This window comes from Streptomyces sp. NBC_01775 (assembly GCF_035917675.1).
Lineage (GTDB): Bacteria > Actinomycetota > Actinomycetes > Streptomycetales > Streptomycetaceae > Streptomyces.
In genome coordinates this window covers 5195581-5220517 of the sequence record NZ_CP109104.1, presented here as the reverse complement: position 1 = coordinate 5220517, position 24937 = coordinate 5195581, and the positions used below count along the sequence as shown (strand labels likewise).

At 72.8% G+C, this 24937-nt stretch carries 21 protein-coding genes; 12 read left to right on the top strand and 9 right to left on the bottom strand.

Annotation, left to right across the window (positions count from 1 at the left end; all coding sequences use genetic code 11):
• Positions 1-125: 125 nt before the first annotated feature.
• Entirely contained in the window at positions 126-1484 is a 1359-nt protein-coding gene (locus tag OHB04_RS23365) for a YncE family protein (RefSeq protein WP_326808222.1), read from the top strand.
• A gap of 90 nt (positions 1485-1574) precedes the next feature.
• Here OHB04_RS23365 and OHB04_RS23360 read toward each other — a convergent pair whose 3' ends face one another.
• Both OHB04_RS23360 and OHB04_RS23355 read right to left on the bottom strand, forming a co-directional pair.
• On the bottom strand, positions 1575-4919 hold the full coding sequence (locus tag OHB04_RS23360) for a sacsin N-terminal ATP-binding-like domain-containing protein (RefSeq protein WP_326808221.1): 3345 nt from the start codon (positions 4917-4919) through the stop codon (positions 1575-1577).
• 123 nt (positions 4920-5042) lie between these two features.
• Entirely contained in the window at positions 5043-5999 is a 957-nt protein-coding gene (locus OHB04_RS23355; protein ID WP_326689605.1) for a DUF3027 domain-containing protein, read from the bottom strand.
• Positions 6000-6278: 279 nt separating this feature from the next.
• On the opposite strand from OHB04_RS23355, the gene OHB04_RS23350 reads away from it, so the two are divergent.
• The 4 genes from OHB04_RS23350 to OHB04_RS23335 all read left to right on the top strand — a co-directional run bounded on the left by OHB04_RS23350 (position 6279) and on the right by OHB04_RS23335 (position 10135).
• Positions 6279-7709 carry an MFS transporter gene (locus OHB04_RS23350; protein WP_326809502.1) on the top strand — a complete coding sequence of 477 codons (1431 nt, stop codon included), beginning with the start codon at positions 6279-6281 and terminating at the stop codon, positions 7707-7709.
• Between the two features lie 26 nt (positions 7710-7735).
• Positions 7736-8257, top strand: a complete 522-nt coding sequence (locus OHB04_RS23345) for a DUF2771 domain-containing protein (protein WP_326689604.1) — start codon at positions 7736-7738, stop codon at positions 8255-8257.
• Positions 8258-8558: 301 nt separating this feature from the next.
• Positions 8559-9200, top strand: coding sequence for a futalosine hydrolase (locus OHB04_RS23340; protein ID WP_326689603.1), 642 nt, complete (start codon positions 8559-8561; stop codon positions 9198-9200).
• Positions 9201-9256: 56 nt separating this feature from the next.
• A complete protein-coding gene (locus tag OHB04_RS23335) occupies positions 9257-10135 on the top strand; it encodes a 1,4-dihydroxy-6-naphthoate synthase (RefSeq protein ID WP_326689602.1) in 879 nt (292 codons plus the stop codon).
• Between the two features lie 374 nt (positions 10136-10509).
• On the opposite strand, the gene OHB04_RS23330 is transcribed toward OHB04_RS23335, so the two are convergent.
• Positions 10510-10893 carry a cold-shock protein gene (locus OHB04_RS23330; protein ID WP_326689601.1) on the bottom strand — a complete coding sequence of 128 codons (384 nt, stop codon included), beginning with the start codon at positions 10891-10893 and terminating at the stop codon, positions 10510-10512.
• Positions 10894-11164: 271 nt separating this feature from the next.
• Here OHB04_RS23330 and OHB04_RS23325 point away from each other — a divergent pair, with 271 nt between their 5' ends.
• Entirely contained in the window at positions 11165-11398 is a 234-nt protein-coding gene (locus tag OHB04_RS23325; protein WP_326808220.1) for a hypothetical protein, read from the top strand.
• Between the two features lie 56 nt (positions 11399-11454).
• Here OHB04_RS23325 and OHB04_RS23320 read toward each other — a convergent pair whose 3' ends face one another.
• A complete protein-coding gene (locus tag OHB04_RS23320) occupies positions 11455-12033 on the bottom strand; it encodes an HAD family hydrolase (RefSeq protein WP_405807406.1) in 579 nt (192 codons plus the stop codon).
• 329 nt (positions 12034-12362) lie between these two features.
• Between OHB04_RS23320 and OHB04_RS23315 the strand changes: the two genes are divergently transcribed.
• The 6 genes from OHB04_RS23315 to OHB04_RS23290 all read left to right on the top strand — a co-directional run bounded on the left by OHB04_RS23315 (position 12363) and on the right by OHB04_RS23290 (position 19075).
• Positions 12363-13448 carry a FecCD family ABC transporter permease gene (locus OHB04_RS23315; RefSeq protein WP_326689599.1) on the top strand — a complete coding sequence of 362 codons (1086 nt, stop codon included), beginning with the start codon at positions 12363-12365 and terminating at the stop codon, positions 13446-13448.
• A gap of 86 nt (positions 13449-13534) precedes the next feature.
• On the top strand, positions 13535-14731 hold the full coding sequence (locus tag OHB04_RS23310) for a FecCD family ABC transporter permease (protein WP_326809500.1): 1197 nt from the start codon (positions 13535-13537) through the stop codon (positions 14729-14731).
• On the top strand, positions 14728-15867 hold the full coding sequence (locus OHB04_RS23305; protein ID WP_326808219.1) for an ABC transporter ATP-binding protein: 1140 nt from the start codon (positions 14728-14730) through the stop codon (positions 15865-15867). Before OHB04_RS23310 ends, OHB04_RS23305 begins: the two co-directional genes overlap by 4 nt.
• Positions 15864-16865, top strand: a complete 1002-nt coding sequence (locus tag OHB04_RS23300; protein WP_405804231.1) for an ABC transporter substrate-binding protein — start codon at positions 15864-15866, stop codon at positions 16863-16865. Before OHB04_RS23305 ends, OHB04_RS23300 begins: the two co-directional genes overlap by 4 nt.
• A gap of 290 nt (positions 16866-17155) precedes the next feature.
• The gene (locus OHB04_RS23295) at positions 17156-17674 is read left to right on the top strand and encodes an excalibur calcium-binding domain-containing protein (protein ID WP_326689597.1); all 519 of its coding nucleotides are present in this window, start codon (positions 17156-17158) and stop codon (positions 17672-17674) included.
• 177 nt (positions 17675-17851) lie between these two features.
• The gene (locus tag OHB04_RS23290) at positions 17852-19075 is read left to right on the top strand and encodes a serine hydrolase domain-containing protein (RefSeq protein ID WP_326808218.1); all 1224 of its coding nucleotides are present in this window, start codon (positions 17852-17854) and stop codon (positions 19073-19075) included.
• A 66-nt stretch (positions 19076-19141) separates the two neighbouring features.
• On the opposite strand, the gene OHB04_RS23285 is transcribed toward OHB04_RS23290, so the two are convergent.
• The 5 genes from OHB04_RS23285 to OHB04_RS23265 form a co-directional block, all read right to left on the bottom strand.
• On the bottom strand, positions 19142-19795 hold the full coding sequence (locus OHB04_RS23285; protein WP_326689595.1) for an ABC transporter permease: 654 nt from the start codon (positions 19793-19795) through the stop codon (positions 19142-19144).
• A gap of 3 nt (positions 19796-19798) precedes the next feature.
• Positions 19799-20509 carry an ABC transporter permease gene (locus OHB04_RS23280; protein WP_326689594.1) on the bottom strand — a complete coding sequence of 237 codons (711 nt, stop codon included), beginning with the start codon at positions 20507-20509 and terminating at the stop codon, positions 19799-19801.
• A complete protein-coding gene (locus OHB04_RS23275) occupies positions 20506-21630 on the bottom strand; it encodes an ABC transporter ATP-binding protein (protein WP_326808217.1) in 1125 nt (374 codons plus the stop codon). The genes OHB04_RS23280 and OHB04_RS23275 overlap by 4 nt, the downstream gene beginning before the upstream one ends.
• A gap of 145 nt (positions 21631-21775) precedes the next feature.
• Positions 21776-22717, bottom strand: coding sequence for an ABC transporter substrate-binding protein (locus OHB04_RS23270; RefSeq protein WP_326689592.1), 942 nt, complete (start codon positions 22715-22717; stop codon positions 21776-21778).
• Positions 22714-24768 (bottom strand): CocE/NonD family hydrolase, encoded by a 2055-nt coding sequence (locus tag OHB04_RS23265; protein WP_326808216.1) that lies wholly within the window; start codon positions 24766-24768, stop codon positions 22714-22716. Before OHB04_RS23265 ends, OHB04_RS23270 begins: the two co-directional genes overlap by 4 nt.
• Positions 24769-24937 lie beyond the last annotated feature (169 nt).

The window sequence follows — 24937 nt, the reverse complement described above, 5'->3', positions numbered from 1 at the left end:
ATCACTTCAACTGAACCAACGAAAAGCCATTTTCTGTTGAAATCACCATGCCGTGGAAGCAAGAATTCCGAGGCAAGTGAATCGTTGGTTCGGCGCGGCCGTGCCCGCGCATGAAGGAGAACAAGATGCCTACCTCCCGCAGAGCGGTTTTCGCCGGGACGGCGCTTGCGGTCACGATGGTGCTCAGTGGCTGCGGCTCGGACGAACAGGACGGCGCGAGCGGAGAGGGCGCATCGGAATCGGCCCCCCAGGCGAAATTGCTCAACAAGGTGCCGATGGCCAAGGTCAGCGAGATGGCGGGCGCCATGGGCATGTGGGCGACCGACAAGAACTTCGTCAAGGCGGACCTGAAAAAGATCGTCGGATACCCGCTGGACGGCGGCGCGGCGCAGTGGACCGTGCCGCTCGGCGGCGAGCTGTGCTGGTCCTCGCCGGAGCCCACCAAGGACGGTCTGATCGCCGTCGTCTTCGAGAACGACAAGGAAGACCCCGCCGTGTGCACCGAGGTCGGGCTCGTGGACCTGAAGCGGGGCAAGCTGCTGTGGCAGAAGCAGGCCATGGAGGACGGCTCCGAGCAGATGTTCGACGAGGTGACCATCGGCGGCGGCACCGTCGCCGCGGGAGGGACCGCCGGCACCGCGGGCTGGACGATCAGCGGCCGGCCGCTGTGGGCCCCCGACTCCGACCAGCGCTGCCCCGCCGACGCCTACGCGGGCAGTGAGCAGAAGATGATCGCCGTACGGGACTGCGGCACGACCGACAACCCACGGCTGAAGGTCCAGACGGTCAACCCCCGCACCCGCGCCGCGAAGTCGACCTTCTCGCTGCCCGCCGGGACGGAGAACGTCCACGTGGTCTCCACCGACCCGCTGGTCCTCGCCGCCGACAACGGCAAGGCGCAGGGCGGCTCCGGGGTGTCCTCGTTCCTGTCCGTCGACGACAGCGCGGCACGCGGGCGGCTGCTCGCCAAGGTCAACGCGACCGGCGGCAAGTACGGGAAGTACGACCCCGACTGCCCCGCCACCGAGGTCACCGACTGCAAGCAGCTCGCCGTCAGCAAGAAGGCCAACGCGCTCTACCTCTCGACCGACGAGTCCTCCGGTTCCGAGGCGGACAACGACATCGTCGCCATCGACCTGAAGACCGGCAAGCCCACCAGCACGGTCGAGGGCACCGAGGACGGCGCGCTGACCCCCATCGGGCTCGACCCCAGCGGGAAGGTCCTGGCATACCAGGAAAGCAACAGGTACAGCGAAGAGGGCGGAGCGGTCTGGCGGATCGACCCGCAGGCGAAGAAGAAGACGAAGCTCCAGCAGAACTCCCCCGCCAGCTATGAGCTGGAGAGCAACTTCGACATCGGCGACTCCCGCATGCTCTACGCCAACCGTCGCCTCTACCTCGGCGGCGACAACGTCAGCGAGCCCTCGTCCACGACCAAGGCCAAGGACCGCCCCCTGGCAGCCGTCTTCGGCTCCAAGGGCTGACGCCCCGCGAGACCTCTCCCCCCGGTTGGCTGCCGCCACCCTTGTCCCACCTCGCGCCAGTGGGACAAGGGTGGCGGCAGCCACGTCAGGTCAGTCGAACCAGCGGGAGCGGGACAGCTCTTCCGTGCGGGTGGGGTCCTCCAGGAGGGCGGCCACCTCGAAGCGGCGGGACCAGTGGCCGGCCGCCCAGGCCAGCGCCGCGGCGACGCCCTCCAGGGTGGCGGCGTGCAGCGTGCCGTCGGGAGCGCGGCGCCAGTCCAGCTCGACGCCGTCGACCAGCAGTTCGTCGTGTTCGCGGTAGCTCGCCGGCGCGTCCGGCAGCAACGCCCGCACGGCGGCGGGCACTTCGCGCTCCGTACCGTGCCCGGCGACCTCGCCGGGCACGGCCTCGCTCAGGGCGGGGACCTCCAGCAGCGCGGCCAGCTCGGCGGCGGCACCGGGCCGCACCGGCAACAGGGCCCGCCCCCCGGCGGCCAGTGGTACGAGGTCGGGCGCGTCGGCCACCACGGCCTCCCCCTCGTCGACCACGGCCGTTTCGCCGTCCCGTACCGCGCGCAGCGCATCGGGCAGGGTGACCTCGGCCGGGTCGAGGCCCGCCGAGGCGAGCAGCGTGTAGAGGCCGTGCAGTTGGGCGGGCTCCACCTCCAGCGCGGGATCCGCGAGCCGCCCCAGCAGTTCGGCGGGGCCGCCCGGCTCGTCCAGCAGCGCGGCGGCCGAGGTGCGTACGCCCAGCGCACGCAGCACCTGCGGGTCCTGGACGTCGCCCGCGTCGGCCTCCTCGTACAGCCCGCGCAGCAGCGGGTCGCCGCCCGAGGCGCGGAGTCCGGCGGGGCGGCGGCCGTCCAGCACGGGGTGGCCGCGCAGCCACCACGCGGTGTAGGGGCGTACGTCGGCGGTGGTGCCGTCGGCCAGCCGGACCCGCACCGGCGCGGTCAGCGCGTCCCGCAGCGGGGGCCGGGCGAGCATCGCCAGGGCCTCGGGCCAGCACGCGTCGTCGACCAGGTCGAGATCGCGCACGGCGACGATCTCGGTGGCGACCGGCGGCAGCCCGCCGGCGCCGTCGCCCTCGCCGTCGAGCTGGTCGAGCACGTCCTCGCACCACACGTCCACGGCGTCCAGCAGCCCGGGGTCGTCGGGCTCGGGGAAGTCGCCCTCGCCGGGCTCCAGTTCGTCGGGGTCGAGCACCACGTCCGTGGCGCGGACCAGCGCGAAGGCGGCCTGCACGCCGACGGCGGTCAGCGGCTGCTCGCCCCACCGCTCGGCCAGGTCCGCGTCGCAGGCGGCCAGCTCGCCCTCGCGCAGGACGCGCGCGAAGGGGCTTCCGGGGTAGACGAGTTCGGCGGCGGGTGCGGGCTCGCCGTCCTCGTCGGGCAGCGCGAGCGCGCCGAGCCAGGGCTCGTCGCCCGGGGCGAGCCCGGCGTCGCGGACGAGGCCGAGGACCGTGTCGGCCAGTTCGTCGGGGTCGGGCAGCCCCGCGCCCTCCTCGTCCCACGCCTCCTCGGCGTCCAGGGACGCGGCGACGGCCGCGCGCACCTGCGGAGTGGTGAGCACGGCGCGGGGGGTGGCGGGGGTGGCGCCCAGCTTCTCCAGGAGCGGGTGGACGGCGTCGGTGTGCGCGGCCTTCAGGCCGAAGCGGGCGAGCCTCCCCCAGACTTCGTCCGGCCGGTCCCCCAAGGACGACGCCGAGCCGTCCGGCAGCGGCAGCAGCACATGGCGCGGGCCCACCGCCGTACGTCCGTCGGCCAGCGGCACCGTGAGCCCCGACAGCCGTTCGGGATCGACGCCGGTGAGGGAGTCGTAGAGCCGCCACCACCAGCCCGGGTCGCGCTCGATGCCCGCGAGCCGGTCGACGGCCTCGCCCAGCGGCACCCGGGCGACCTCCAGCACCCGCAGCTCGGCCCTGCGCTCCAGCCCGGCGGGCAGCAGGTTGGGGAACAGCTCGGCCAGTACGGCGACCGTCTCCGCGCCCGCGCCCTCGATGATCTCCGCGTCGCGGGGACGCAGCGCGTAGGGCCCGGCGCCGTCTTCCGCCTCGCCGAGCGCGGCGGCTCCCTCGTCCGGTACGGCGGCACCGCTGCCGCCCGGCGCCGTGGCACCGGCGTCCAGCGCCGTGGCGCCGTCGTCCGCCGCGCCCTCGCTCCCGCCCCGGGTCGCGGCGCTCGCCAGGAACGGCGTCTCCGGGAGCCGCTTGAGCACCAGCGCGCGCAACTCCCCGTCCAGCTCGCCCATTCCGAGCGGGCCCGGCACCAGGTCGATGGTCCCGGTGCTCACGGGGCGCCAGTCGCGCAGGAGCGCGGCGTAGGCGTCGGCGGCGCGGCCGAGCAGGAAGCGGGTGAGCGGTCCGGGCGCGACGTGCCGCCGGGTGGGCTCCAGCGGGAAAGAGGCCAGCAACAGAGCCGGGAAGCCGAGGGGTTCGTCGGTGGGCGTCGGCGCGTGCACACAGGCCGCCGTACGCGGCTTGACGGGCGCGCCGTCGGCGTCGACGGGGACCGCCCAGGTGACCGACCAGGAGGGCCGTGCGCGCTCCTCCACAGGACGGTCGGCCAGCAGCGCGGGCTCGGCGGTCCCGCTGTCGGACGAGAGCCGCCAGCGGGTCACGGTGGCCGCCCCTGCGCCGCCGCTCTCGGTGCTTCCGTCGGTGCTGTCCTCGATGCGGACGTAGGCGCCCTCGCCGGGGCCCGCGTGCCGGGTGAGGGTGCGCGCGGGGCCGTCCCCGGTCTCGATGACGACCTCGCTCAGCCCGGGGAGGGCGAGCAGCAGCCCGTCGTCGACGGCGCCGAGCAGCTCGCGGGCGAGCGCGCGCGCCGCCTCGTCACGCAGAGGCAGCAGGACGGCGGTGTCGTATCCGGCGGGTACGGGCCCTGCCCCGCCATCCCCACCGCCCTCGCCGATCCCATAGGGCAAGGGCAGCCGCAGCAGCGGCACATGGCCCTCGCGGCGGTCCAGCTCCCCCGCCAGCTCGGGATTGCGGCCGGCCGCGGCACGGGTCAGCTCCCGCGCCTCGGCCAGCGACCAGCGCACACCCTCCCCCGTACGGGCGACGACGGCGGGCTCGTCGGTGACGGCCAGTACGGCCGAGAAGCCGACGCCGAAGCGGCCCACGGACGCGCCGCCCGACGCCTCGGGCTCGTCCCGTTTGGCGGAGGCACGCAGCGTGGACAGCGACTCGACGCCGGCGGCGTCCAGCGCCTCGCCGGTGTTGGCGGCGCTCAGCGTGCCGTCGGCGCCGAGCGTGAGCCGGAGCCTGCCGGGCACCCCGGCGCGGGCCGCCGCGTCCGAGGCGTTCTGGGCCAGCTCGACCACGAGGCGGTCGCGGTAGCCCCCCAGCGCGAGGTCCTGCTCGGCGTTGGCGTCCTCGCGGAAGCGCGCGGCGGAGGCCGCCCACCCGTCCAGCACGCCCTGTCGCAACCGTTCGGTCCCGAACGCGTCCCTCACGTCACCGGCTCCTTCACCCACGAGTCCCGTCCCGACACCTCACGGGAGCCCGAGTCCCCCGCCCGCGCGGGGCCACGCCCGTCGGTCGGTGCGGCGGTGGCCCTGCGGCCAGGAGAGGCTACGTCACTCGCCCGTGGAGCCCTCGCGCGCGCCCGCTCCCGCGTCCGCGCGGGCGGACGCAGCCGCTTCGGCGCCGGCCTCGACGTTCACGGCGTCCGCTGAGGAGGCGCCGTTCGCCCCCGGCGCCGGGTCCGCGAGCGTGAAGGGATCGGCGAGCGTCTCGTCGATCACATGCGGCGGCGGCTGGGGCGGGCGCGGCATGACGGCGGCCTCCGAGTGGCCCCCGCAGCCGTAGGCGAGGGAGACCACGTGCCCGTCGGCCGGGCTGAACTCGTTGGCGCAGATCCCGAACGCCTGCCGCAGCGAGCCCGCGACCGGCACCAGGAAACCGCAGCTCACACAGTTCGCCGGCGCCGACTGGGCCATCTGCGTCTTGGGCCCGTAGGACTCCTCCCAGCGGTCGGCCGCCTCGTGCAGACCCACCCGCGACAAGACGCGCTTGCGCCCCATGCCGGGCTCGTCGGCGACGGAGCCGATACCCACCCGCTCCAGCCCTGGGACCGGGAGCTCCTCGTCGGCCACGGGAGAGTTGGGCGGCGGGACGTCCTCGCCCAGGAAGCCGGGCTCCAGGCGCGGATCCTCGGCCTCGGTCGGCAACAGGTCGCCGGGCCCCAGGTCGCCGGGGCGCAGCCGCTCGCTCCAGGGCACCCACTCGGGGCCCAGCAGCGCGTCCTCGCCGGGCAGCAGCACCGACTCGTCGACGGTGACCTTCTTGGCCCGGGAGGCGCGGGCGACGGTGACAGCCCATCGCCAGCCCCGGTACCCGGACATGCGGGCCTCGAAGAGGTGAGTGACGACTCGGTCCTCGTCGGCGACGGCCTCGATCCACTCACCGACCGTTCCCGGGTCGGCGGCCTCCTCGACCGCCTCCCTGGCCAGCTCGACGGCCTCGGCACACAGCTTGTCGGGGGCGCGGCGGCTCCGCGCGCTACGGGTCGCACTCCGCGTCGCGGCACTCATGCAGCACTCACAAGAATCGTCTCTCCTAGGCCGTCGCGCCGTTGTCGGCATGCGCTGCCCGTACGGCCACAGAAGGAGGGGCGGGGTCGGGGACGGAGCGGGACCGGGGGGCCGCTGCGACGTCCGCGCGCCCGCGCTCAAAGGGGCCGTGCGGTGCGCACCGTTCACCCACGCTACCCCACGGGCCCCGAGAAGGAATCCGCAGCCAGCCGCAGCGGCCCTCGCGCCACCGGCTTCCGGCCCGGCTTCTGGGGCACACTGAACGGCGTGGCTCCCGACATGCCCGGGAAACCCAGCGGGCTCCGCCGTGTCGCACGCGCCCTCAGCCGGCCACCGGCCGCGGTGGCGCGCCGCATCCGCCGCGCCACCCACGCGGAAGGCGCGGGCGAGTCCGGCCTCGGCAAGCTCATCGAACTGCACGCCGTCAACTCGGCGGGCGACATGCTCATCACCGTGGCACTCGCCTCGACGGTCTTCTTCTCCGTCCCCACGGGGGAGGCACGAGGCCGCGTCGCGCTGTACCTCGCGGTGACGATGGCGCCCTTCGCGATCCTCGCGCCCGTGATCGGCCCGCTGCTCGACCGCGTACCGCACGGCCGGCGCGCGGCGATGGCCGCGGCGATGCTGGCCCGCGCGCTGCTGGCGCTGACGATGGCGACCGCCGTGGCCACCGGCGGCCTGGAGCTGTACCCGGCGGCGCTGGGCGTACTGGTGTCCTCCAAGGCGTACGGCGTGGTGCGCTCGGCCGTGGTACCGAGGCTGCTGCCGCCGCGTATCTCACTCGTAAAGGCCAACTCCCGGGTGACCCTCGCCGGGCTGCTGGCCACCGGCGCCGCGGCGCCCGCCGGTGCGGGGCTGCACGCGCTGGGTGCCAAGTGGCCGCTGTACGGCGCCTTCGCCGTGTTCATCGTCGGCACCTTCCTCTCCTTCTCCCTCGACCACAAGGTCGACTCCGCGAAGGGGGAGCGCCCCGCGCACCTCGTACGCGACGCGCCACGCGGGCGGGGCCGGGAGCGGGCCCGGGGCCGGGAGCGGGCTCGGGGCCGGGAGCGGACCAACCGCCAGGAGCGGGCCCGGGAGCAGACCCGCAGCCAGGACCGGCCGGAGCGGCGGCCCGGGCTGCGGACCGTCGGCTCCTCGGTGCTCAGCGCGCTGTTCGCGAACTCCTCGCTGCGCGCGCTGTCCGGGTTCCTCACCTTCTTCCTCGCCTTCCTGCTGCGCGAGCACCCGCTGGGCGGGCTGTCGGCCGCCGTCTCCCTCGGCCTGGCGGGCGTCGCGGCCGGCGCCGGAAACGCGCTGGGCACCGCGCTCGGCGCGCTGCTGCGCAGCCGTGGGCCCGAACTGATCATCACCTGCGTCCTGTTGTGCGCGCTCGCCGCCACCATCGTCGCTGCGGCCTTCTACGGCGCGGTCGCCGTGACCGCCGTCGCCGCGACGGCGGGCATCGTGCAGGCGCTCGGCAAGCTGTCGCTGGACGCGCTCATCCAGCGCGACATGCCCGAAGAGGTCCGCACCTCCGCCTTCGCGCGCTCGGAGACGCTGATGCAGATGTCCTGGGTCGCGGGGGGCGCCATCGGCATCGCCCTCCCCCTCGTCGGCCGCCTGGGCATGGCCGTGGCGGCCGGGCTGGTGGCCGCCGGTGTGCTCACGGCCGTACGAGGGCTGCTCGTCGCCGCCCGCCGCGGCACGCCGCACCCCCGCGTCGCCTGACCGGAACCGCCCGGTAGCCTGCCCGCATGAGCAAGCTCACGCGGCGGAGCCGCATGTCGTCACAGTCGCGGCGGGGCGTGCGCACCGCCACCGCCCTCGGTGCCGCCTCGCTCGGCCTCGTCGCCCTCTCGGCGTGCGACAAGCCGACCCCGATGGTGACCGCGACGGTCGGCAGCGACTCGGTGACCACCGAGGCCGCCTGCTACGACGACGGCAAGGCGCTCCCGCAGGCCGAGGTCCGCAAGTGCCTCAGCAAGAAGGCCGACAAGACGGTCTCCGTCAGCACGGGCGACAAGCTCCGCCTCGGAGTCGACCCGGAGACGGGCGACCACGGCTGGCTCGTCCTCGTCGACGGCAAGCCCGCGCTGCCCGAACCGGTCAAGAAGACCTACTACTCCCTCCCCGGCGAGGCGTTCTTCCAGAGCCAGTCGGCGCAGGGGCAGCCCTCGGCGCCGAAGAAGAGCGTCCAGATCAGCATCGTGGAAACCTCCGGCGGCGACTTCAAGGGCATCTGGCACTTCACTCTGAAGAGCACCACCACGGACTGACGCCCTTTCGCCCCGCCGCGCACCCCTTCCCGACCGCACCCCCTTTTCCCGCCGTGACGGCGAGACGCCCCACGGCGCGGACCGGCGGTGCCGAACCGGCCTCGGCCGTCGGCCCTTCCGCCGGACCCTGTCCGTCGTAGCGCGCCACCGTTGCGGCGGAAAGGGAGGCGGGCCCCAGCCGTCATCGCGGCGGGAACGGGAGGCGGCGGAAACAAGGCGGCGCGGCCCCACCACTGACGCGGGGGGTGCCATCGAGGCGGGAGTCGGCAACGCGGAGAATGGGCCGCCGGAGGTGTGGCGCGTGCTGGAAACATTCGGACGGGTGCTCGTCGTCGTGGCCGTGGCCGCCGAGCGGGAGGCCGTCGAACGGGCGGCGCCCGGTGCCGACGTCACAGCCGTGGGCGTAGGCCCCGGCGCGGCCGGCGCCGGGACGGCGACCGCGCTGGTGACGGCCGCGTACGAGGGCCGGCCGTACGACCTGGTCGTCTCGGCCGGAATCGGCGGCGGCTTCGCGGCCGGCGGCATCGCGCTCGGCGACACGGTGATCGCCGACCGCATCGTGGCGGCCGATCTGGGCGCGCAGACCCCGACGGGGTTCGCGTCCGTCGCGGAGCTGGGCTTCGGCACCTCCGCGCACCATCCCCCCGAGGACCTCGTACGGGCCGCCGCCGAGGCGACCGGCGCGCGCACGGGCCCCGTGCTGACCGTCTCCACCGCCACCGGCACCCAAGAGCACGCCGCGCTCCTGCTGGAGCGGTATCCGGGCGCTGCGGCGGAGGCGATGGAGGGCTTCGGTGTCGCCGAGGCCGCCGCCGCGCACGGGGTGCCCGTCATGGAGATCCGTGCGGTCTCCAACGCCGTCGGGCCCCGCGACCGCGCGGCGTGGCGTATCCCGGAGGCGCTCGCCGCGCTCACGACCGCCTTCGGCAAGCTCACCCGGTAAGGGGCAGGCCCCCCGCAGTCATGAACACAGTCGTGAACGGAGCCATGAACACAGCCATGGACACAGTCAGGGACACAGACACCGCCCCCCGCCCCCTCTCCATCGCCTTTTCGCCCTGCCCGAACGACACGTTCGTCTTCGACGCGTGGGTGCACGGCCGCGTGCCCGGCGCGGCGGCGCCCGAGGTCACGTTCGCGGACATCGACCTCACCAACGGGATGGCCGAGCGCGGGGAGTTGGACGTGCTGAAGGTGTCGTACGCGGTCCTGCCGTGGGTGCTGGAGGAGTACGCCCTGCTCCCCTGCGGCGGCGCCCTCGGACGCGGCTGCGGCCCGCTGGTGCTCACGCGCGAGGCGGGCGAGGCGAAGGCGCTGAGCGGCAAGCGCGTGGCGGTGCCGAGCGAGCGCTCGACCGCGTATCTGCTCTTCCGGCTGTGGGCCGCCGCCGAGGTGCCCGACGGCGTCGGCGAGATCGTCGTGCTGCCGTTCCACGAGATCATGCCGGCGGTCCGCGACGGCGAGGTCGACGCCGGACTCGTCATCCACGAGGCCCGCTTCACCTACCAGGACTACGGCCTGCACAGCCTCGCCGACATGGGCGAGCACTGGGAGTCCACCACCGGCTTGCCGATCCCGCTGGGCGCGATCATCGCCAAGCGCTCGCTGGGCGAGAAGAAGCTGCGCGAGCTGGCGGCGACGATCAGCACCTCGGTGCGGACGGCCTGGAAGGACCCCGAGATCTCGCGGCCCTATGTGCTGGCGCACTCCCAGGAGATGGACCCGGCGGTGGCCGAGCAGCACATCGGGCTGTACGTCAACGAGTTCACCGAGGAGCTGGGCGAGGACGGCTACGCGGCGGTGCGCGGGCTGCTCAGCCGCGCGGCGGCCGAGGGGCTCGTACCGCCCCTCGGCCCGGACGCGCTCAGCTTTCCCTGATCCCCTCCTGGGATCCCCTCCCCCTGCCGGTCTCTCCCCGGACGTGGAGCGTGGCGCCCCTGGACCAGCGTGGAGTCCCTAGTGCCCCTCCCGGCAAGCTTTGCCCTGTCGCGCCGCCCGGCACGCACTCCCCCAAGCTCTCCGAGCAGGGGGTGCCCCCAGCGGCGTTGGCCAAAAGCCCTGGTAGCTCCTTCCCCAAGCTCTCAACTCCTCCCCCGGCCTTCGGCCGGGAGGTGCCCCCAGAGCAGAGGAGACCCCGATCAAGGGCTTCCGGCCGCCTTGCGATCGCACGCTCCCCCACGCTCGGCTCCGCTCGCGCGGGCGGTGCCCCCACGACGACGCTCCTTGACGGGCAAACATTGCCGGTCACGGCACTAGATGTCGAGCTGGTCGGCGACGGCGCGAAGCAAGCCGGCGATCTTGTGGCCGTGCTGCTTGTCGGGGTAGCGCCCGCGCTCCAGGGACTGGGAGACGCCGTCAAGCAGCGTCGTCAGATCCTGCACGATCGAGGCCAGCTCGTCCGGCTTGCGGCGCTGCGCCGCAGCCACGGACGGGGCCGGGTCCAGCATCGTCACGGAAAGCGCCTGGTCACCCCGCTGTCCGGCGACCACGCCGAACTCCACGCGCTGGCCCGGCTTCAGCGCGTCCACGCCGTCCGGGAGCACTGACGAGTGCACGAAGACGTCGCCGCCGTCGTCACGGGAGAGAAAGCCGAAGCCCTTCTCGCTGTTGAACCACTTGACCTTGCCGGTAGGCACGTCTGTCCTCGTCCTCGTACTCGTCCGGAAGCACCGGGCTGCGGCTACTGGAAAATGGGTCTGCTGTACTGGGGCGAAGGTCGCCTGCGATGGCCCCCCAACCCCCCTGAAGAGCAGTCGAGCGGGCCGAAAGACCCGCTACCACCAAGGTTAATGGCCCCCGCCCTGGTGGCAAGGTGCCACCGAGTGGTTCTTGGGCACCCCCCGGTGCCGCTGAGAGAGCGCCCGCACCGTTTGGGAGAGCGCCCGCAGTGCGATCTACCCTGGGCGGGTGAACACTGAAACTCCCTCCGCCGGTGATCTTCTCGTACGAATCGGCGGGATCGTCTCCCTGGTCGGGGCGGTGGCCACGCTCGCCACCGTCGCTCCGCTCTTCCTGGGCACCACACCGCTCCCGGCGCCCGCCTATTTCGTCTGCATGCTGATGGGCGCCGGATTCGCGCTGGCCGCCGCCGGGGTCGTCCGCACGGCCAGGGCACAGCGTCGGGCCGCCGAGGGCGCTTGAACCGGCGCCTCAAGGGGGCGTGACCCCCGGGCCGGGGGGTCACGTGAGTCCGGCCCCTAGGGGCGTGTGAACTCCCGCAGCCAGCGGGGGAAGGCCGTCAGGTCGGGCAGGACGATGTCGGCGCCCGCCTCGGTCAGTTCCGCTTCCGAGCACGGTCCCGTGGCGACGGCGACGGAGACCACTCCGGCCGTGCGCGCTCCTCGCACGTCCCCCACGTGGTCGCCGACGTACGCGGCGGCGCGGTGCTCGACCAGGGCCTCCGCCTTGCCCTCGGCCCAGAGTTCGCCTATGAGCAGGTCGGGTTCCATGCCCAGGTGTTCCAGGTGCAGTTGGGCGCTGGGCCGGTGCTTGGCGGTGACGACGAGCGCGCGTCCGCCCGCCTCCCGGACGGCGGCGAAGGCCTCGCGGGCGCCCGCGAGGGCGGGGCTCGGCTCGATCGCGTAGTCGGGGTACAGCGCGCGGTAGTGCTCGGCGGCTGCCGGGATGTCCTCCTCGGCGAACCAGTGGGCCAGCTCCTGGGTGAGCGGCGGGCCGAGCCGGGAGACGACCAGGTCCGCGTCGACCCGCACCCCGGTCTCGGCGGACAGCCTGCGCCAGGCCGCGTGGATGCCGGGGCGGGAGTCGATCAGCGTCATGTCGAGGTCGAAGCCGATGGTCAGGGTTCCCGGGGCACCGGCCGCGCGGGCCGCGTCGAAGGATGCCGTGCGGGGGGCTACGGGTGCCGCCGTGGGGGAAGCCTCAATGGGCTCGGAGGGGGACGCCGTGCGAGAGGCGGTGGCGGACTCCGGGCCAGGGGCCGTGGGGGACGCCGTGCCGGGGGTCGTGGGGGAGGTCGTGGGGGACGAAGCGTGCGAAACCATGTCGATCATTGTGCCTTGCCCTACGCCTTACACTTAGGTCCGCCTTACCTGCTCCGCTCCGCCTCTTTCAGCGATCCCGCCCGTCGTACGCACCGAGGAACGCGATGCCTGCCGCCGTGCCCACCGCCAGCCCTGCCGGGGCGCCACACGGCGGTAGCGGCACTGAGGCCGCCGCGCTGCGGACCCCGCGCCGGGCCGTGCTCGCGCGCCGCCTCGCCTGGGTCCTGGCCGCCGCGGGCGGGCTGGCCGTGGCCGTGCTGCTGAGCCTCGCGCTCGGCAGCCGCTCCATCGCACCGGACCAGGTGTGGCACGTGCTGCTGCACGGCGGCGACAGCAAGGCCGCCGATGTCATCCGCACCATGCGGGTGCCGCGCACCCTCGTCGGCGTCATGGTGGGCGCCGCGCTCGGCCTCGCCGGGACCGTCATGCAGGGCGTCACCCGCAACCCCATCGCCGAGCCCGGCATCCTCGGCATCAGCCAGGGCGCCTCGCTCGGGGTCGTGTGCGCCATCGCGTTCGCCGGGGTCCACTCGCTCAGCGGCTACGTGTGGTTCGCCTTCGTGGGCGCGGGCTTCGCGGCAGTCGCCGTCTACGCGGTGGCCGCTCGCGGACGCGGCGGCGCCACACCGGTCAAGCTGGCGCTGGCGGGCGCCGCCGTCAACGCGCTGCTGGTCGCCGTCGTCTCCGGCATCCTGACGACACGCGCCGCCGCCATGGACGAGTTCCGCTTCTGGCAGGTCGGCTCCCTCTCGGACCGCGACGCGGAAATCGCCGGGCAGATCTGGCCGTTCCTGCTGGCCGGTGTCGTGCTCGTCCTCTCGGTCGCGCGAGGGCTGGACGCGCTCGCGCTGGGCGAGGACACCGCGAAGGGGCTGGGCCAGCGGGTCGCGCGGGTACGGATCCTCGGCGGGCTGGGGGCCACCGTGCTGACCGGCGCCGGGGTCGCGGCGGCCGGGCCGATCGCCTTTGTGGGGCTGGCCGTTCCGCATATCGCCCGCGCGCTCGTGGGCGGCGCCCACCGGTGGCTGCTGCCGATGGCCGCGCTGCTGGGGCCCGTCGTCCTGCTGGTCTCCGACGTGGTGGGCCGCCTGGTGATGCCGCCGGGCGAGGTGCCCGCCGGGGTGATGACCGCGCTGATCGGGGTGCCGTTCCTGGTGGCCCTGGTACGCAGGAAGGCGGTGCCCGCGTGAGCGCGCTCAGCACCCCGCCCGCCGGAAACGGCGCCCGGCCCGCGGGGGCGCCCGGCACCCGGCCCGCGGCGTCCGGCAACCGGTCCGTGGGGTCCGGCACCCGGCCCGCCGGGTACGCGGTGGTGCGGGGGCGCAAAAGTTCCTGGCTCGTGCACCGGCGCGGCGCTGCGGTGGCCGTCGTCCTCGCCGTGGCCCTCTTCGCCGCCGTCGTCGCGAATCTGACGCTGGGAGAGACGACCGTCTCGCCCACCGAGGTCGTCAAGGTGCTCTTCGGCCGGCCGTCCCCCGACGAACTGGTCGTCGGCACGCTGCGGACGCCCCGCATGGTCGTCGGGCTGATGGCGGGCGCCGCGCTCGGAGTGGCGGGCGGACTGATCCAGACCGTCGCCCGCAACCCGCTGGCCAGCCCCGAGATCATCGGAGTCACGCACGGGGCCTCGGCGCTGACGGTCGGCGCGATGACGTACGGCGTCACCTCCTCCACGACGCTGCCCTACCTGTCGGTCACCGGCGGCCTGCTGGCGGCGGCCCTCGTCTACGTGTTCGCGTGGCGGGGCGGGCTGCATGCCGCGCGCTTCGTGCTGATCGGCATCGGCTTCTCCGTGGCGCTGCGCTCGGTCACCCAGCTCTTCTTGACCAAGGGCGACTATCTGGTGGCCCAGCAGGCGAAGGTGTGGATGACCGGCTCCCTCAACGGGCGCGGCTGGGACCAGGCGGGGCCACTGGCCGTCGCGCTGCTGGTGATGCTGCCGTGCGTGGTGTGGGCGGCGCGGGCCCAGCGCAACGTGACGCTGGACGACGACACCGCCACCGCGCTCGGCGTCCGCCTGGGCCGGGACCGGTTGCTGCTGGTGATCACCGGTGTGGTGCTGGCCTCCGTCGCGACGGGCGCGGCCGGTCCCGTCGACTTCGTCGCGCTCCTGGCGCCGCAGATCGCGCGCCGCCTCACGCGCACGGCACAGATACCGCTGCTGTCCTCGGCGCTGCTGGGCGCGTTCGTCGTCACCCTGGGAGACCTGCTGGCCCGCAAGCTGTTCGCGCCCACGGAGCTGCCGGTGGGCGTCTTGACGGCGGCGGTCGGTGCCCCGTATCTGATCTGGCTGATCATGCGGACGGGCGGCGGCGGGCGCGCCGGCCGCGACCGCGACCGCGTCAGCCGAAGCCGTACCGGTGGCCGTACTGGTGGCCGTACTGGCGGTCGTGCCGACGGTCGTGCCGGTGGCCGTGCCGGCAGGGGAAGTACCGGCCGTACCGGCCGCAGCCGCAGTGGAGCCGCGCAATGAGCACATCCGACACCCACGGCCTCGCCGGGGGGACCCACAGCCTCGCCAAGGATGGGGATGCCGACACCGTCGCCGGGGCCGTCGCCGGGGCGGGTGGCGCCGGACGTCTCGCCGCACGCGGGCTGACACTCGCCTACGAGGACCGCACGGTCGTCGAACACCTGGACCTGGACATACCCGACGGCCAGGTCACCGTCGTCGTCGGCCCGAACGCGTGCGGCAAGTCCACGACGCTGCGGGCGCTGGGCCGCCTGCTGAAGCCGCGCGCGGGCGCGGTGCTGCTGGACGGCGAGGAACTGGCGCGGCTGCCCACGCGGAAGATCGCCCAGTCGATCGGGCTGCTGCCCCAATCCCCCGTGGCGCCCGAGGCGATCACCGTCTCCGACCTGGTCTCGCGGGGCCGCCAGCCGCACCAGCGGTGGTGGCAGCAGTGGTCGCGGGAGGACGAGCGGGCCGTCACGGACGCCATGGAACGCACGGATGTGACCGCGCTCGGCGACCGCCCCGTCGATGAGTTGTCGGGGGGTCAGCGGCAGCGGGTGTGGATCGCGATGGCCCTGGCGCAGGAGACGGACCTGCTGCTGCTGGACGAGCCGACGACCTACCTGGACATCGCCCACCAGGTGGAAGTGCTGGACCTGGTGCGGCAGCTCGCCTCGTCGACGGGTGACCCGTCGAGGGCCGAGGCGTCGTCGGGAGACGCGGCGACGGGGGACGCGTCGTCGGGGGTCGCGTCGGCAGGGGACGCATCGACGGGTGAGGGGGCGCTGGGCCGCACGGTGGTGATGGTCCTGCACGACCTCAACCAGGCCGCGCGCTACGCCGATCACCTCGTCGCCATGAAGGAGGGCCGCCTCGTGGCGCAGGGCCCGCCCGGCGACATCGTGAACGCGGAGCTGGTGCGCGAGGTCTTCGGGCTGGAGTCGGTTGTCGTGCCCTGCCCCGTGACGGGCGATCCGCTGGTGGTGCCGGGCGCGCCATGGCAGCCGGGCGTGGGTGTGGCCGACGTGCCTGCTCCACGCGGGGCGACGGCGGAATCCGGGAGGGCGACGACGGAAAGCGGCGGGGCGTCGGCAGGGAAGGGCGGGGCGTCGGCAGAGAAGGGCGAAGCTTCCGAGGGCAGGGGCGGGGCATGACACAGGGGGACCGGATGAAGGAGCAGGGTATGAAGGTGGTCGGCAGATCGGCCGTGGGCACGGCCGTCGTTCTCGCCTCGGCGCTCGCACTGTCCGCGTGCGGTTCCGACGCGGACTCCGGCTCGGACAAGGGCGGGGGCGCCACCCACACCGTCAAGACCGTCAACGGCCCGGTGAAGGTGCCCGACAAGCCGAAGCGCGTCGTCGTCCTCGACACCGCCGAGCTGGACTCGGTGGTGACCCTGGGCATCAAACCGGTCGGCGCGACGACGGCGCTGCCCGGCAAGCCGTTCCTCAGCTACCTGCCCAAGGACGAGCTCAAGGGCGTCGAGAACGTCGGCGCCGTCGCCCAGCCCAACATGGAGAAGATCGCCGCCCTCAAGCCCGATCTGATCCTCACCAACAAGGACCGCGACGCGGACCGCTACGACGAGCTGTCCCAGATCGCCCCGACCGTGATGACGAAGACGACCGGATACCCCTGGAAGGAGAACTTCCAGGCGCACGCGGACGCGCTCGGAAAGAAGGCGGAGGCGAAGAAGGTCCTCGCGGACTACACCGCACACACTGCGAAGGTCACCGAGGCACTCGGCGGGGAGAAGAAGGCCAGGTCCCTCCAGACCAGCGTCATCCGCTTCACCCAGGGCGCGGACACCCGGATATACGGCAAGAAGGCATACATCGGGACGCTGCTGGACGACGTGAAACTCGGCCGCCCCCCGGTGGTCAAGCAGGCGAAGGCGTTCGGCGGCCTGGCGCTGGAGGTCAGCCCCGAACAGGTGGACAAGGGCGACGCGGACGCCGTCTTCTACACCTCGTTCGGAGACCCGAAGAAGTCCGGCGAGGACAAGGCCGTCAAGAGCCCGCTGTGGAAGAACATGCGGGCGGTCAAGGACGGCAAAGCCTTCCACGTCGAGGACGAGCTGTGGATCCAGGGCATCGGCTACACGGCGGCCGGAAAGATCCTCGACGAGATGCAGGCGGATCTGGCGAAGTGACCGATCCGGCGACGTAGGGGCCCGTATAGGCCGTACGGGACGTACGAGCCGTACGAGCCGTACGAGCCCGAGCCCGTACGGGAATGGCGCGTCCGACCGCGACTGGGTCGGGCGCGCCGTTGTTGTCACTGGGGAGGACGGAGGACGGAGGGCGGACGAGCGGGGCGGCAGCCCTTCCGCCTGCTGCGCGTTCCCGGACCAATGGTCACGGAACCATCACTTAGCACCGAACCTCTCGTGCGGGACCACCCGGAACACTACTGTCACCTCACCTGAACCCAGGGGGAGTCATGGCAAATCCATATATACCGCCGCAGTCACCGCAGCCCATACCGCCATATCCCGTACCGTCACGCCCCGCGCCACGATGGGCGCGCAAGCGCTACGTGCTGCCGGGCGCGGCGCTCGCGCTCCTCATCGGTGCGGGAATCGGGGCCGGCGACGACAGTGCTGGTGCGAGCGCCGCGGGGCCTCGTCCCACGGCCACCGTCACGGCCACGAAGACGGCGGAAGCCGCCGCCTCGCCCGCCGCGGAAGCGAAGCCGAGAGCGAAGCCGAAAGCGGGTCCGACGGTCACGGCCACCAAGACGGTGAAGGCCACGAGGACCGTGCGCGCCACCGTCACCGCACAGCCCGCGCGCGGAGGCGGGGGCGGCGGCGACGGCGGGGGCGACGGGGGTGCCGCTTCGGGCCCCTTCGGCAACTGTGCCGAGGCGCGCGCGGCGAACGCCGCGCCCGTGCACCGGGGCGATCCCGGGTACGGGCCGCATCTCGACCGGGACGGGGACGGCGTCGGCTGCGACACCTGACCGGCCGCCGCGCCGGTGGGCGCACTCGCGAGGTAGATCTAGGTCTACTCCGCAGACTCGTACTGCTGCCCTCGTGCGGCACCTGTTCTGCCTGGTTGGCTGGTCGCACGACGAGGCGATGGGCCTGGCGGGAGCCGGTATCCGTGCTCACGGGCCGGGGGGACGAGGGGATGCACGATGGGCGGTAACCGACGGGTGCGCTGGGGGACGGCGGCTGTGTCGACGGCAGCCGTGCTGGCCGGGATCGCGGGGCTCACGGGGCTCACCGGGGCCCAGCAGGCGGGCGCGGCCGGGCACTCCGGCGGCACGACGCGCGCGGAGCCCGGCTCCGCGCTCCTGGACAAGGACGTGGCCGCCGTGCGGAAGGCGGGCGGCGGCAAGGTCAAGGTGCTGGCCCAGGCGGAGGACGGGGGCGGTTCGGTGCGGGCCAGGGCAGGGGCGGGAAAGAAGGTGCCGTGGGACGCGCGGTTCCGCGCGGCGAGCACGTCCAAGACGTTCACGGCCGTCGTCGCACTGCAACTGGCCGCCGAGGACAAGCTGTCCCTGGACGACACCGTGGAGAAGTGGCTGCCGGGCGTCGTATCGGGGCACGGCAACGACGGCTCCCGGGTGACCGTGCGCGACCTGCTGCGGCAGACGAGCGGGCTGTTCGACTACGTCGACGACCCCGAGCTGGGCGGAGTGCTCAAGGACTTCGACAAGTACCGCCACGACACCACCCCGGCGCGGGACTACGTGGCGGTGGCCATGCGGCACAAGCCCCTGTTCACCCCCGGCGCCGGGAAGACCAGATGGGCCTACTCGAACACCAACTACCTGCTCCTTGAGATGATCATCGAGAAGGCGGGCACGCTGCCGTGGAGAGAGCAGGTCGAGCACCGCGTCATAGCCCCCCTCGGGCTGCGGGAGACCTCCATAGGCGGGGCCAACCCGTTCATGCCGGGCCCCCACGCCAAGGTCACGCTGCCGGGGGCCGACGGGAAGCCGCTCGATGCCACGGAGCACAGCCTCCAGCACACCGCCGACTCCGGGGTCATCAGCTCCACGCGCGACGTGAACACCTTCTTCCGCGCGCTGATGGGCGGCAAGCTGCTTCCCCCGGCCCAGCTGAAGGAGATGCGGCACACGGTGGAGCGCACCGACGACCCGGAGGACGTCGCCGCCTGGCCGAAGGGCGGTTACGGCCTGGGGGTGCGGGAGACCCCGCTCTCGTGCGGCGGCAGCTACTGGCACCACGAGGGCGACGGCTTCGGCTCCTACACCCGCACGGGCGTCACCCAGGACGGCCGCCGGTCCGTCGCGATCTCGGTCACCAGCGACGGGGGCGTCCCCGACCAGGTGCGGCTCAACGCGGCGACCCGCCGCCTGGTCGACCACGCGCTGTGCGGCAAGGACGGCTGAGCGGCGGGCGCCCCCGCAAAGGCGGGGCCGGACCGGCGAGCGCGGGGCCGGACCCGGCGAGGGGCGTCAGCCCCGGCTGACGCGCAGGCCCTTCGGGACGAGCACACGCTGGAGCAGGGCCAGCAGCCCGTCGGCGGCGAGGGCGAGCGCCGCCACCCACAGCGCGGCGGCGATGACGCCCTCCAGGCCGTAGGTGGCCTGGCCCAGGACGATGTCGCCGAGGCCGCCGCCCCCGGCGACGGTGGCGAGGGTCGCGCTGGAGATGACGTAGACCACCGCGATCCGGATGCCGGAGAACAGCAGCGGCAGGGCCAGCGGCAGCTCCACCTTGAACAGGACCTGGGTGGGGGTGAGTCCCATGCCGCGCGCGGAGCGCACCATGTCGGGGTCGACCTGGTCGACGGCCAGATATGCCTGGCTGAGGATCGGGGGGATCGCCGTGATGAGGAGGGCGATGGCGATGTTGGTGAAGGTGAGTCCGAAGATGCCGAGACCGATCGCGATGACCGCGAGGTTCGGCAGCGCTCGGCCGATGTTGGAGATGCTCGTGGTCAGGAACTCGCCCTTGTGCAGGTGACCCAGCCACAGCCCGAGCGGAACGGCGACGACGAGCGAGACGGCGATGACGACCGCGCACATCCACAGGTGCTGGCCGGTCTTGTCCAGGAGCAGGGAGAGCTGGTCTCCCATGAAGGTGAAGGACCCGAGAAAGGTGGACATGGCTTATGCGGCCCTCCTCGTCCGCGCCCACGGTGTGAGCAGCCGCCCGGCGAGGACGAGCACGCCGTCGGCCACCAGCGCCAGCACGACGGCCAGCGCGCCGGCGCCGATGAACTGGGTGTTGAAGGGCGACTGGAGCGCCTTGAGGATCAGCGAGCCCAGTCCCTGGTCGACGACGTAGGCGGCGATGGCGACGATGCCGATGGTCATGACCGTGGCCACCCGGAGGCCGGCGATCAACGAGGGCACGGCGAGCCGGAGTTCGACCTTGAAGAGGATCTGGAGCCGGGTCAGCCCCATGCCGCGCGCGGCACGCACCGCGTCCTGGGGGACCTCGCGCAGGCCGGTGAGGATGGTGGTGAACAGCAGATAGAGGCTGTAGAGGACGAGGGCCGTCTCGACGGTGAGGACGGAGAAGCCGGTCACCGGGACCAGCAGCTGGAAGAGCGCCAGCGGCGGCACCGTGTAGAGGAAGGAGGTCACCGCGGAGAGCGGCGCGGCCAGCCAGCCGTGGAAGTGGCACAGGATCGCGGCGGCGACGGCGAGGACGAAGCCGAGGACGACGGCGATCAGGGTCAGTTGGAGGTGCTGGAGCAGCGCGGGCCAAAAGAGGTTGGACCAGTGCCCGGTGAACCAGTCGGTGCAGAAGGTCGCGTCGCCGGCCACGCAGGCGCTGGGGTCCCCGAAGTCGGGGATGACGGGTTCCGCGCTCACGCCGCGCCCGCCTTCCGCACGGCGTCGAGGGTCGCGAGGCCCAGCACTTCGGCCTCCCCCTCAGCCTTCCCCTCGGCCTCCCCCTCAGCCTTCCCCTCGGCCTTCCCCTTGTTCTCGCCCGCGGCCTCCGGCCCGGTGACGCGGACGGCGTCGGTGCCCTCGGCCACCATGAGGGAGAGCGCGGCGCGCAGGCTGGCGTCGGCGGTGAGGGCCGGGAGCTGTGCGGTGTCCTGGTCCGTGGGGGCGGGGTCGAGGTCGAGGTCGGCGAGCTTGGTGAGCGTCAGCCGCTTCAGACCCCGATCGGCACCCACGAAGCGGGCGACGAAAGCGTCCGCCGGCTCCTTGAGGAGGGTGCGCGGGGTGTCGTACTGGGCGAGCTTGCCGCCCTCGCGGAAGATGGCGATCCGGTCGCCCATCTTCACGGCCTCGTCGATGTCGTGGCTGACGAAGATCACGGTCTTGCGGATGCGTTCGTGCAGCGCCAGGAACTCGTCCTGCACATGTTCGCGGGTGATCGGGTCGAGCGCGCCGAAGGGCTCGTCCATCAGCATCACGGGAGGGTCGGCGGCCAGGGCTCGGGCGATGCCGACGCGCTGGCGCTGGCCGCCGGACAGCTGGGAGGGGTAGCGCTTGCCGTACTCGCCGGGTGGCAGGCCGACCAGTTCCAGCAGGTCGGAGACCCGCTCCTTGACCCGCTTCTTGTCCCAGCCGAGGACCTTGGGGACGGTCGCGATGTTGTCGGCGATGGTCAGGTGCGGGAACAGCCCGGTCTGCTGGATGACGTAGCCGATGGAGCGGCGCAGCTTGATCGGGTCGTGGTCCATGATCGAGCGCTCACCGATGCGGATGTCGCCACCGGTCAGCTCGGCAAGCCGGTTGACCATCATCAGCGCGGTCGTCTTGCCGCTGCCGGAGGGGCCGAGCAGCACACAGATCTCGCCCGCGGGGACCGTGAGCGACAGGTCGTCGACGGCGGGGGTGGTGGAGTTGGGGTAGGTCTTGACGACGTGGTCGAAGACGATGTCCTGCGCCGCGGCAGAGGGCTTACGGACTGCGGCAGGGGACTTGTGGGCCGCAGCAGGGGGCTTGCGGTCGGGGGCTTGCGTACTTTCCGAACTCATGGGGTGCCTTCTTCTAACGGGGACCAGGCGAGGTTCTGACGGGGCCGGGCGAGGTTCTGACGGGGCCGGGCGAGGTTCTGGCGGGGCCAGGCGAGTTCTGGCGGGGCCAGGCCGGCTTATGGCGGGGGGCCGGCGCGTCCGCGGCTCAGAGCAAGTCGTTGGCCTTCAGGAATCGTTCGGCGACCTCGCTGGGGGTGAGCCGGACGGTGTCGACGGCGCGGTTGAGGTCCCGTACGGCCTTTTCCGTCAGCAGGGCGTCGACCTTGTTCAGCGTCTTCGCGAATGCGGGGCCCTGCTCCTTGAGTACGTCCTTGTGCACGACGGGGGCGACGTTCTGGAAGCCGTAGAAGTTCTTGTCGTCCTTGAGGATCGTGTAGTCGCCCTTGGCGAGCTGCGGGTCGGTGGTGAAGACGTCGGCCGCCTCCACGTCCCCGTTGTCGAGGGCCTTGTACTGAAGGCCGATGTTGAGGGACTTGACCTTGGAGTTCTTGAGGCCGTACGTCTTCGCCATCTCGCCGTAGCCGAAGGCGCCCGCGATGTTGTCGGGGTATTCGGCGAAGCGGAAGTGTCCCGCCTTCTTGAGGTCGCCGATGGTCTTCAGACCGTGCTTCTTGGCGAACGCGGGCTTCACGGCGACGGCGTTCTTGTTCTGGAAGGGCGTGGGCTCGAGCATCGTCAGCCCGCGGGTCTTCTGGAACGCCTTCGCCTTGCGGAAGGTCTCCTGCGCCGAGTGCGGAATGGAGTTGTCCCGGGCGAGCGACTGGAGAATGACGCCGGTGTACTCGGGATACAGGTCGATCTGGCCCGAGGTGAGGGCGCCGTCGATGATGTTGGTGGAGCCGATGTTGGACTTCAGCTCGACGTCGTAGCCGGCCTTGGTGAGGGCCTGCTTGTACATCTCGCCGATGATCCACTGCTCGGTGAACTGCTTGGCGCCGATGACGACGGTGGGTCTGCCGCCGGTCGCCGTCGCGGCGGCCCGCCCGCAGCTGGTGAGGGCCAGGAGCAGGCCCAGGACCAGCAGCCCCACGGCCACGCCGTACCCCCGGGAGCGGTAGCCCCACAACCGGGGCTGCGGCGGCCTCACACCTGGTCCCGGGAGACGGAGAAGGTCCACGTGCGCGCGAAGACCTGCCGCTCGTCGGCGCCGCTGCCCTCATACGCGGTCAGGGTGTTGACCACGAGGAAGTCGGTGGCGTCCGCCGTCATCCGGGAGCGGGTGTGCACGCGGGTGGCCCACTCGCCCCTGCTGATCGCCTCGTCGCGCTCGCACTCGACGACCGCCGAGAGGGGGTCGCCCTCGGTGAGGCGGAAACGGTTGAGGTCGCTTCCGGTGCGGGTCAGCCCGTCGGCGTGGTCGACCATGGTGCCGTCGGCGGGGGTGGTGGTGACGGTCTGCTCGCCGGTCTCCAGGTCGAGGGTCACCGTGCGGTCCCCGGGGATCCCCGTCAGCTCGATGCTGTGCGGTGGGCCTTCGCGTGGTGGGTCGTACGGGCGCAGCGCGGCCTCCTCGGCGGGGCGCGGGGCGCGCACCGGGAGCGTCAGCTCGCCGTACGAGGCGTCGAGTTCGACCGTCACCTTTTCGGGGGACGGCCAGGCCCAGGGCCACAGCGAGGCGGAGACGGCGACCCGGATCCGGTTGCCGGCGCCGAAGGCGTGACCGATGGCGAACAGCGGCACGCTCACCTCATAGGCGCGGCCCGGCTCCAGCGGCTCGGGCTCGGCGTGTCCGTCGCGGTGGGTGAGGTTGAGCAGTCCGGTGGTGACCAGCTTGGCGGAGCCGTCGGGGAAGACCTCGCACAGCCGCACCGCGAGCTGCGCCTGCGGCCGGTCGCTGGTGACGCGGAGGCTGACCTCGGGGACACCGAGGATCTCGGTGGTCTCCTCCAGCACCGGCCCGGTGAAGGTGTGGGAGCGGCCGTCGTCGGCGGCCTGATCACCGTACTGCCCGGATATGTCGCCGAACTTGAGGAAGTCGCCGGAGGCCGCGCCGAGGGGCAGTGGCGAGCGCAGCAGCGCCGTCCCCTCCCCTCCGCCCAGCTCGGCGAGGGGGATACGGCGCGCCGTCACACCGGGCGCGGGCCAGGAGGGCTCGGCTGTCCAGCGTCCGGGGCGTATCTCGCGGTCGCTGCCCACCGGGGTGGACTCGGGTATCCAGGCATGCAGCCGGGGCTCGTCCATGATCCCGTTGTCGGCGCCGCGCATCCAGTGGTCGAACCAGCGCACGCACTCGCCCTGGAAGTCCATCGCCGGGCCGGGCTCCGCCTGGTGGGGGTAGGTGTGCGCCCAGGGTCCGACCATGGCCTTGACCGGTGCCGTCGCCGGGTCGAGGTGTTCCATGAGGCGGAAGACCGCGCCCCGGTAGGGGTCCAGCCAGCCGCCGACCGCGTAGACGGGCACCTTGATCGCGGAGTAGTCCTCGCACACCGAGCCGTGCCGCCAGTAGGCGTCGCGCCGCTGGTGGGTGAGCCACTCCTCGGCGTACGGCACGGTCTTGTCGAGCCGGTCCAGCCACTCGGCGCGCCAGGCGTCGCCGAGTACGGCGGGGTCGTGGGGGCGGGCGTTGTAGGCGAGCATCGTCGCGGCCCACGGCAGCATCTCGGAGGCGAGCAGGGAGCCGCCCGCGTAGTGCACGTCGTCGGCGTAGCGGTCGTCGGTGGAACAGACGGTGACGACGCAGCGCAGCTGCGGGGGCTGGAGCGCGGCGATCTGGAGCCCGTTGAAGCCGCCCCAGGACTTGCCGATGATCGCGACCTGGCCGTCCGCCCACTCCTGCCGCTCGATCCAGGCGAGGACCTCAAGCGCGTCGTCCAGCTCGGTCTGGTGGTACTCGTCGAGCATCACGCCGTCGGAGTCGCCGCTGCCCCGGCAGTCGACTCGCACGGCGGCGTACCCGGCCTGCGCGAACTGTCCGTGCAGCGTGGCGTCGCGGGGCGCGGTCCCGTCGTTCTTGCGGTACGGGATGTACTCCAGGACGGCGGGCACGGGCCCCTCGGCGTCAGCGGGCAGCCACACCCGCGCGGCGAGCCTGGTCCCGTCCTTGAGCGGGACCCATACGTGCCGCAGTACGCGGACGGCGTGGGTGCGGTCGCCATGAGACGGCCTGTGCGGGGTGCCGGTGGGGCGGGCGGTGCTCATGGGGTGGCACCCTAGACGAGCGCTAGACGCCTATTTGCCCTGTGTACGGCGATTTTCGATGGTTGTTCAACGATGAACAACAACACAGGAATGCACGGCTCCGCATGGGGTAGGCGCGCTCTCGTTTGCACGATTGCCGGTTGCACGATCGCGCGGTGGCCGCACCCCG

Excerpts from the sequence above, each read along its gene's own strand:
- OHB04_RS23265 (WP_326808216.1), bottom strand. The coding sequence starts at position 24,768 with ATGAGCACCGCCCGCCCCACCGGCACCCCGCACAGGCCGTCTCATGGC.
- OHB04_RS23305 (WP_326808219.1), top strand. The coding sequence starts at position 14,728 with ATGAGCACATCCGACACCCACGGCCTCGCCGGGGGGACCCACAGCCTC.
- OHB04_RS23290 (WP_326808218.1), top strand. The coding sequence starts at position 17,852 with ATGGGCGGTAACCGACGGGTGCGCTGGGGGACGGCGGCTGTGTCGACG.
- OHB04_RS23295 (WP_326689597.1), top strand. The coding sequence starts at position 17,156 with ATGGCAAATCCATATATACCGCCGCAGTCACCGCAGCCCATACCGCCA.
- OHB04_RS23285 (WP_326689595.1), bottom strand. The coding sequence starts at position 19,795 with ATGTCCACCTTTCTCGGGTCCTTCACCTTCATGGGAGACCAGCTCTCC.
- OHB04_RS23335 (WP_326689602.1), top strand. The coding sequence starts at position 9,257 with ATGGACACAGTCAGGGACACAGACACCGCCCCCCGCCCCCTCTCCATC.
- OHB04_RS23275 (WP_326808217.1), bottom strand. The coding sequence starts at position 21,630 with ATGAGTTCGGAAAGTACGCAAGCCCCCGACCGCAAGCCCCCTGCTGCG.
- OHB04_RS23320 (WP_405807406.1), bottom strand. The coding sequence starts at position 12,033 with ATGACGCTGATCGACTCCCGCCCCGGCATCCACGCGGCCTGGCGCAGG.
- OHB04_RS23300 (WP_405804231.1), top strand. The coding sequence starts at position 15,864 with ATGACACAGGGGGACCGGATGAAGGAGCAGGGTATGAAGGTGGTCGGC.
- OHB04_RS23345 (WP_326689604.1), top strand. The coding sequence starts at position 7,736 with ATGAGCAAGCTCACGCGGCGGAGCCGCATGTCGTCACAGTCGCGGCGG.
- OHB04_RS23350 (WP_326809502.1), top strand. The coding sequence starts at position 6,279 with ATGCCCGGGAAACCCAGCGGGCTCCGCCGTGTCGCACGCGCCCTCAGC.
- OHB04_RS23355 (WP_326689605.1), bottom strand. The coding sequence starts at position 5,999 with ATGAGTGCCGCGACGCGGAGTGCGACCCGTAGCGCGCGGAGCCGCCGC.
- OHB04_RS23315 (WP_326689599.1), top strand. The coding sequence starts at position 12,363 with ATGCCTGCCGCCGTGCCCACCGCCAGCCCTGCCGGGGCGCCACACGGC.
- OHB04_RS23365 (WP_326808222.1), top strand. The coding sequence starts at position 126 with ATGCCTACCTCCCGCAGAGCGGTTTTCGCCGGGACGGCGCTTGCGGTC.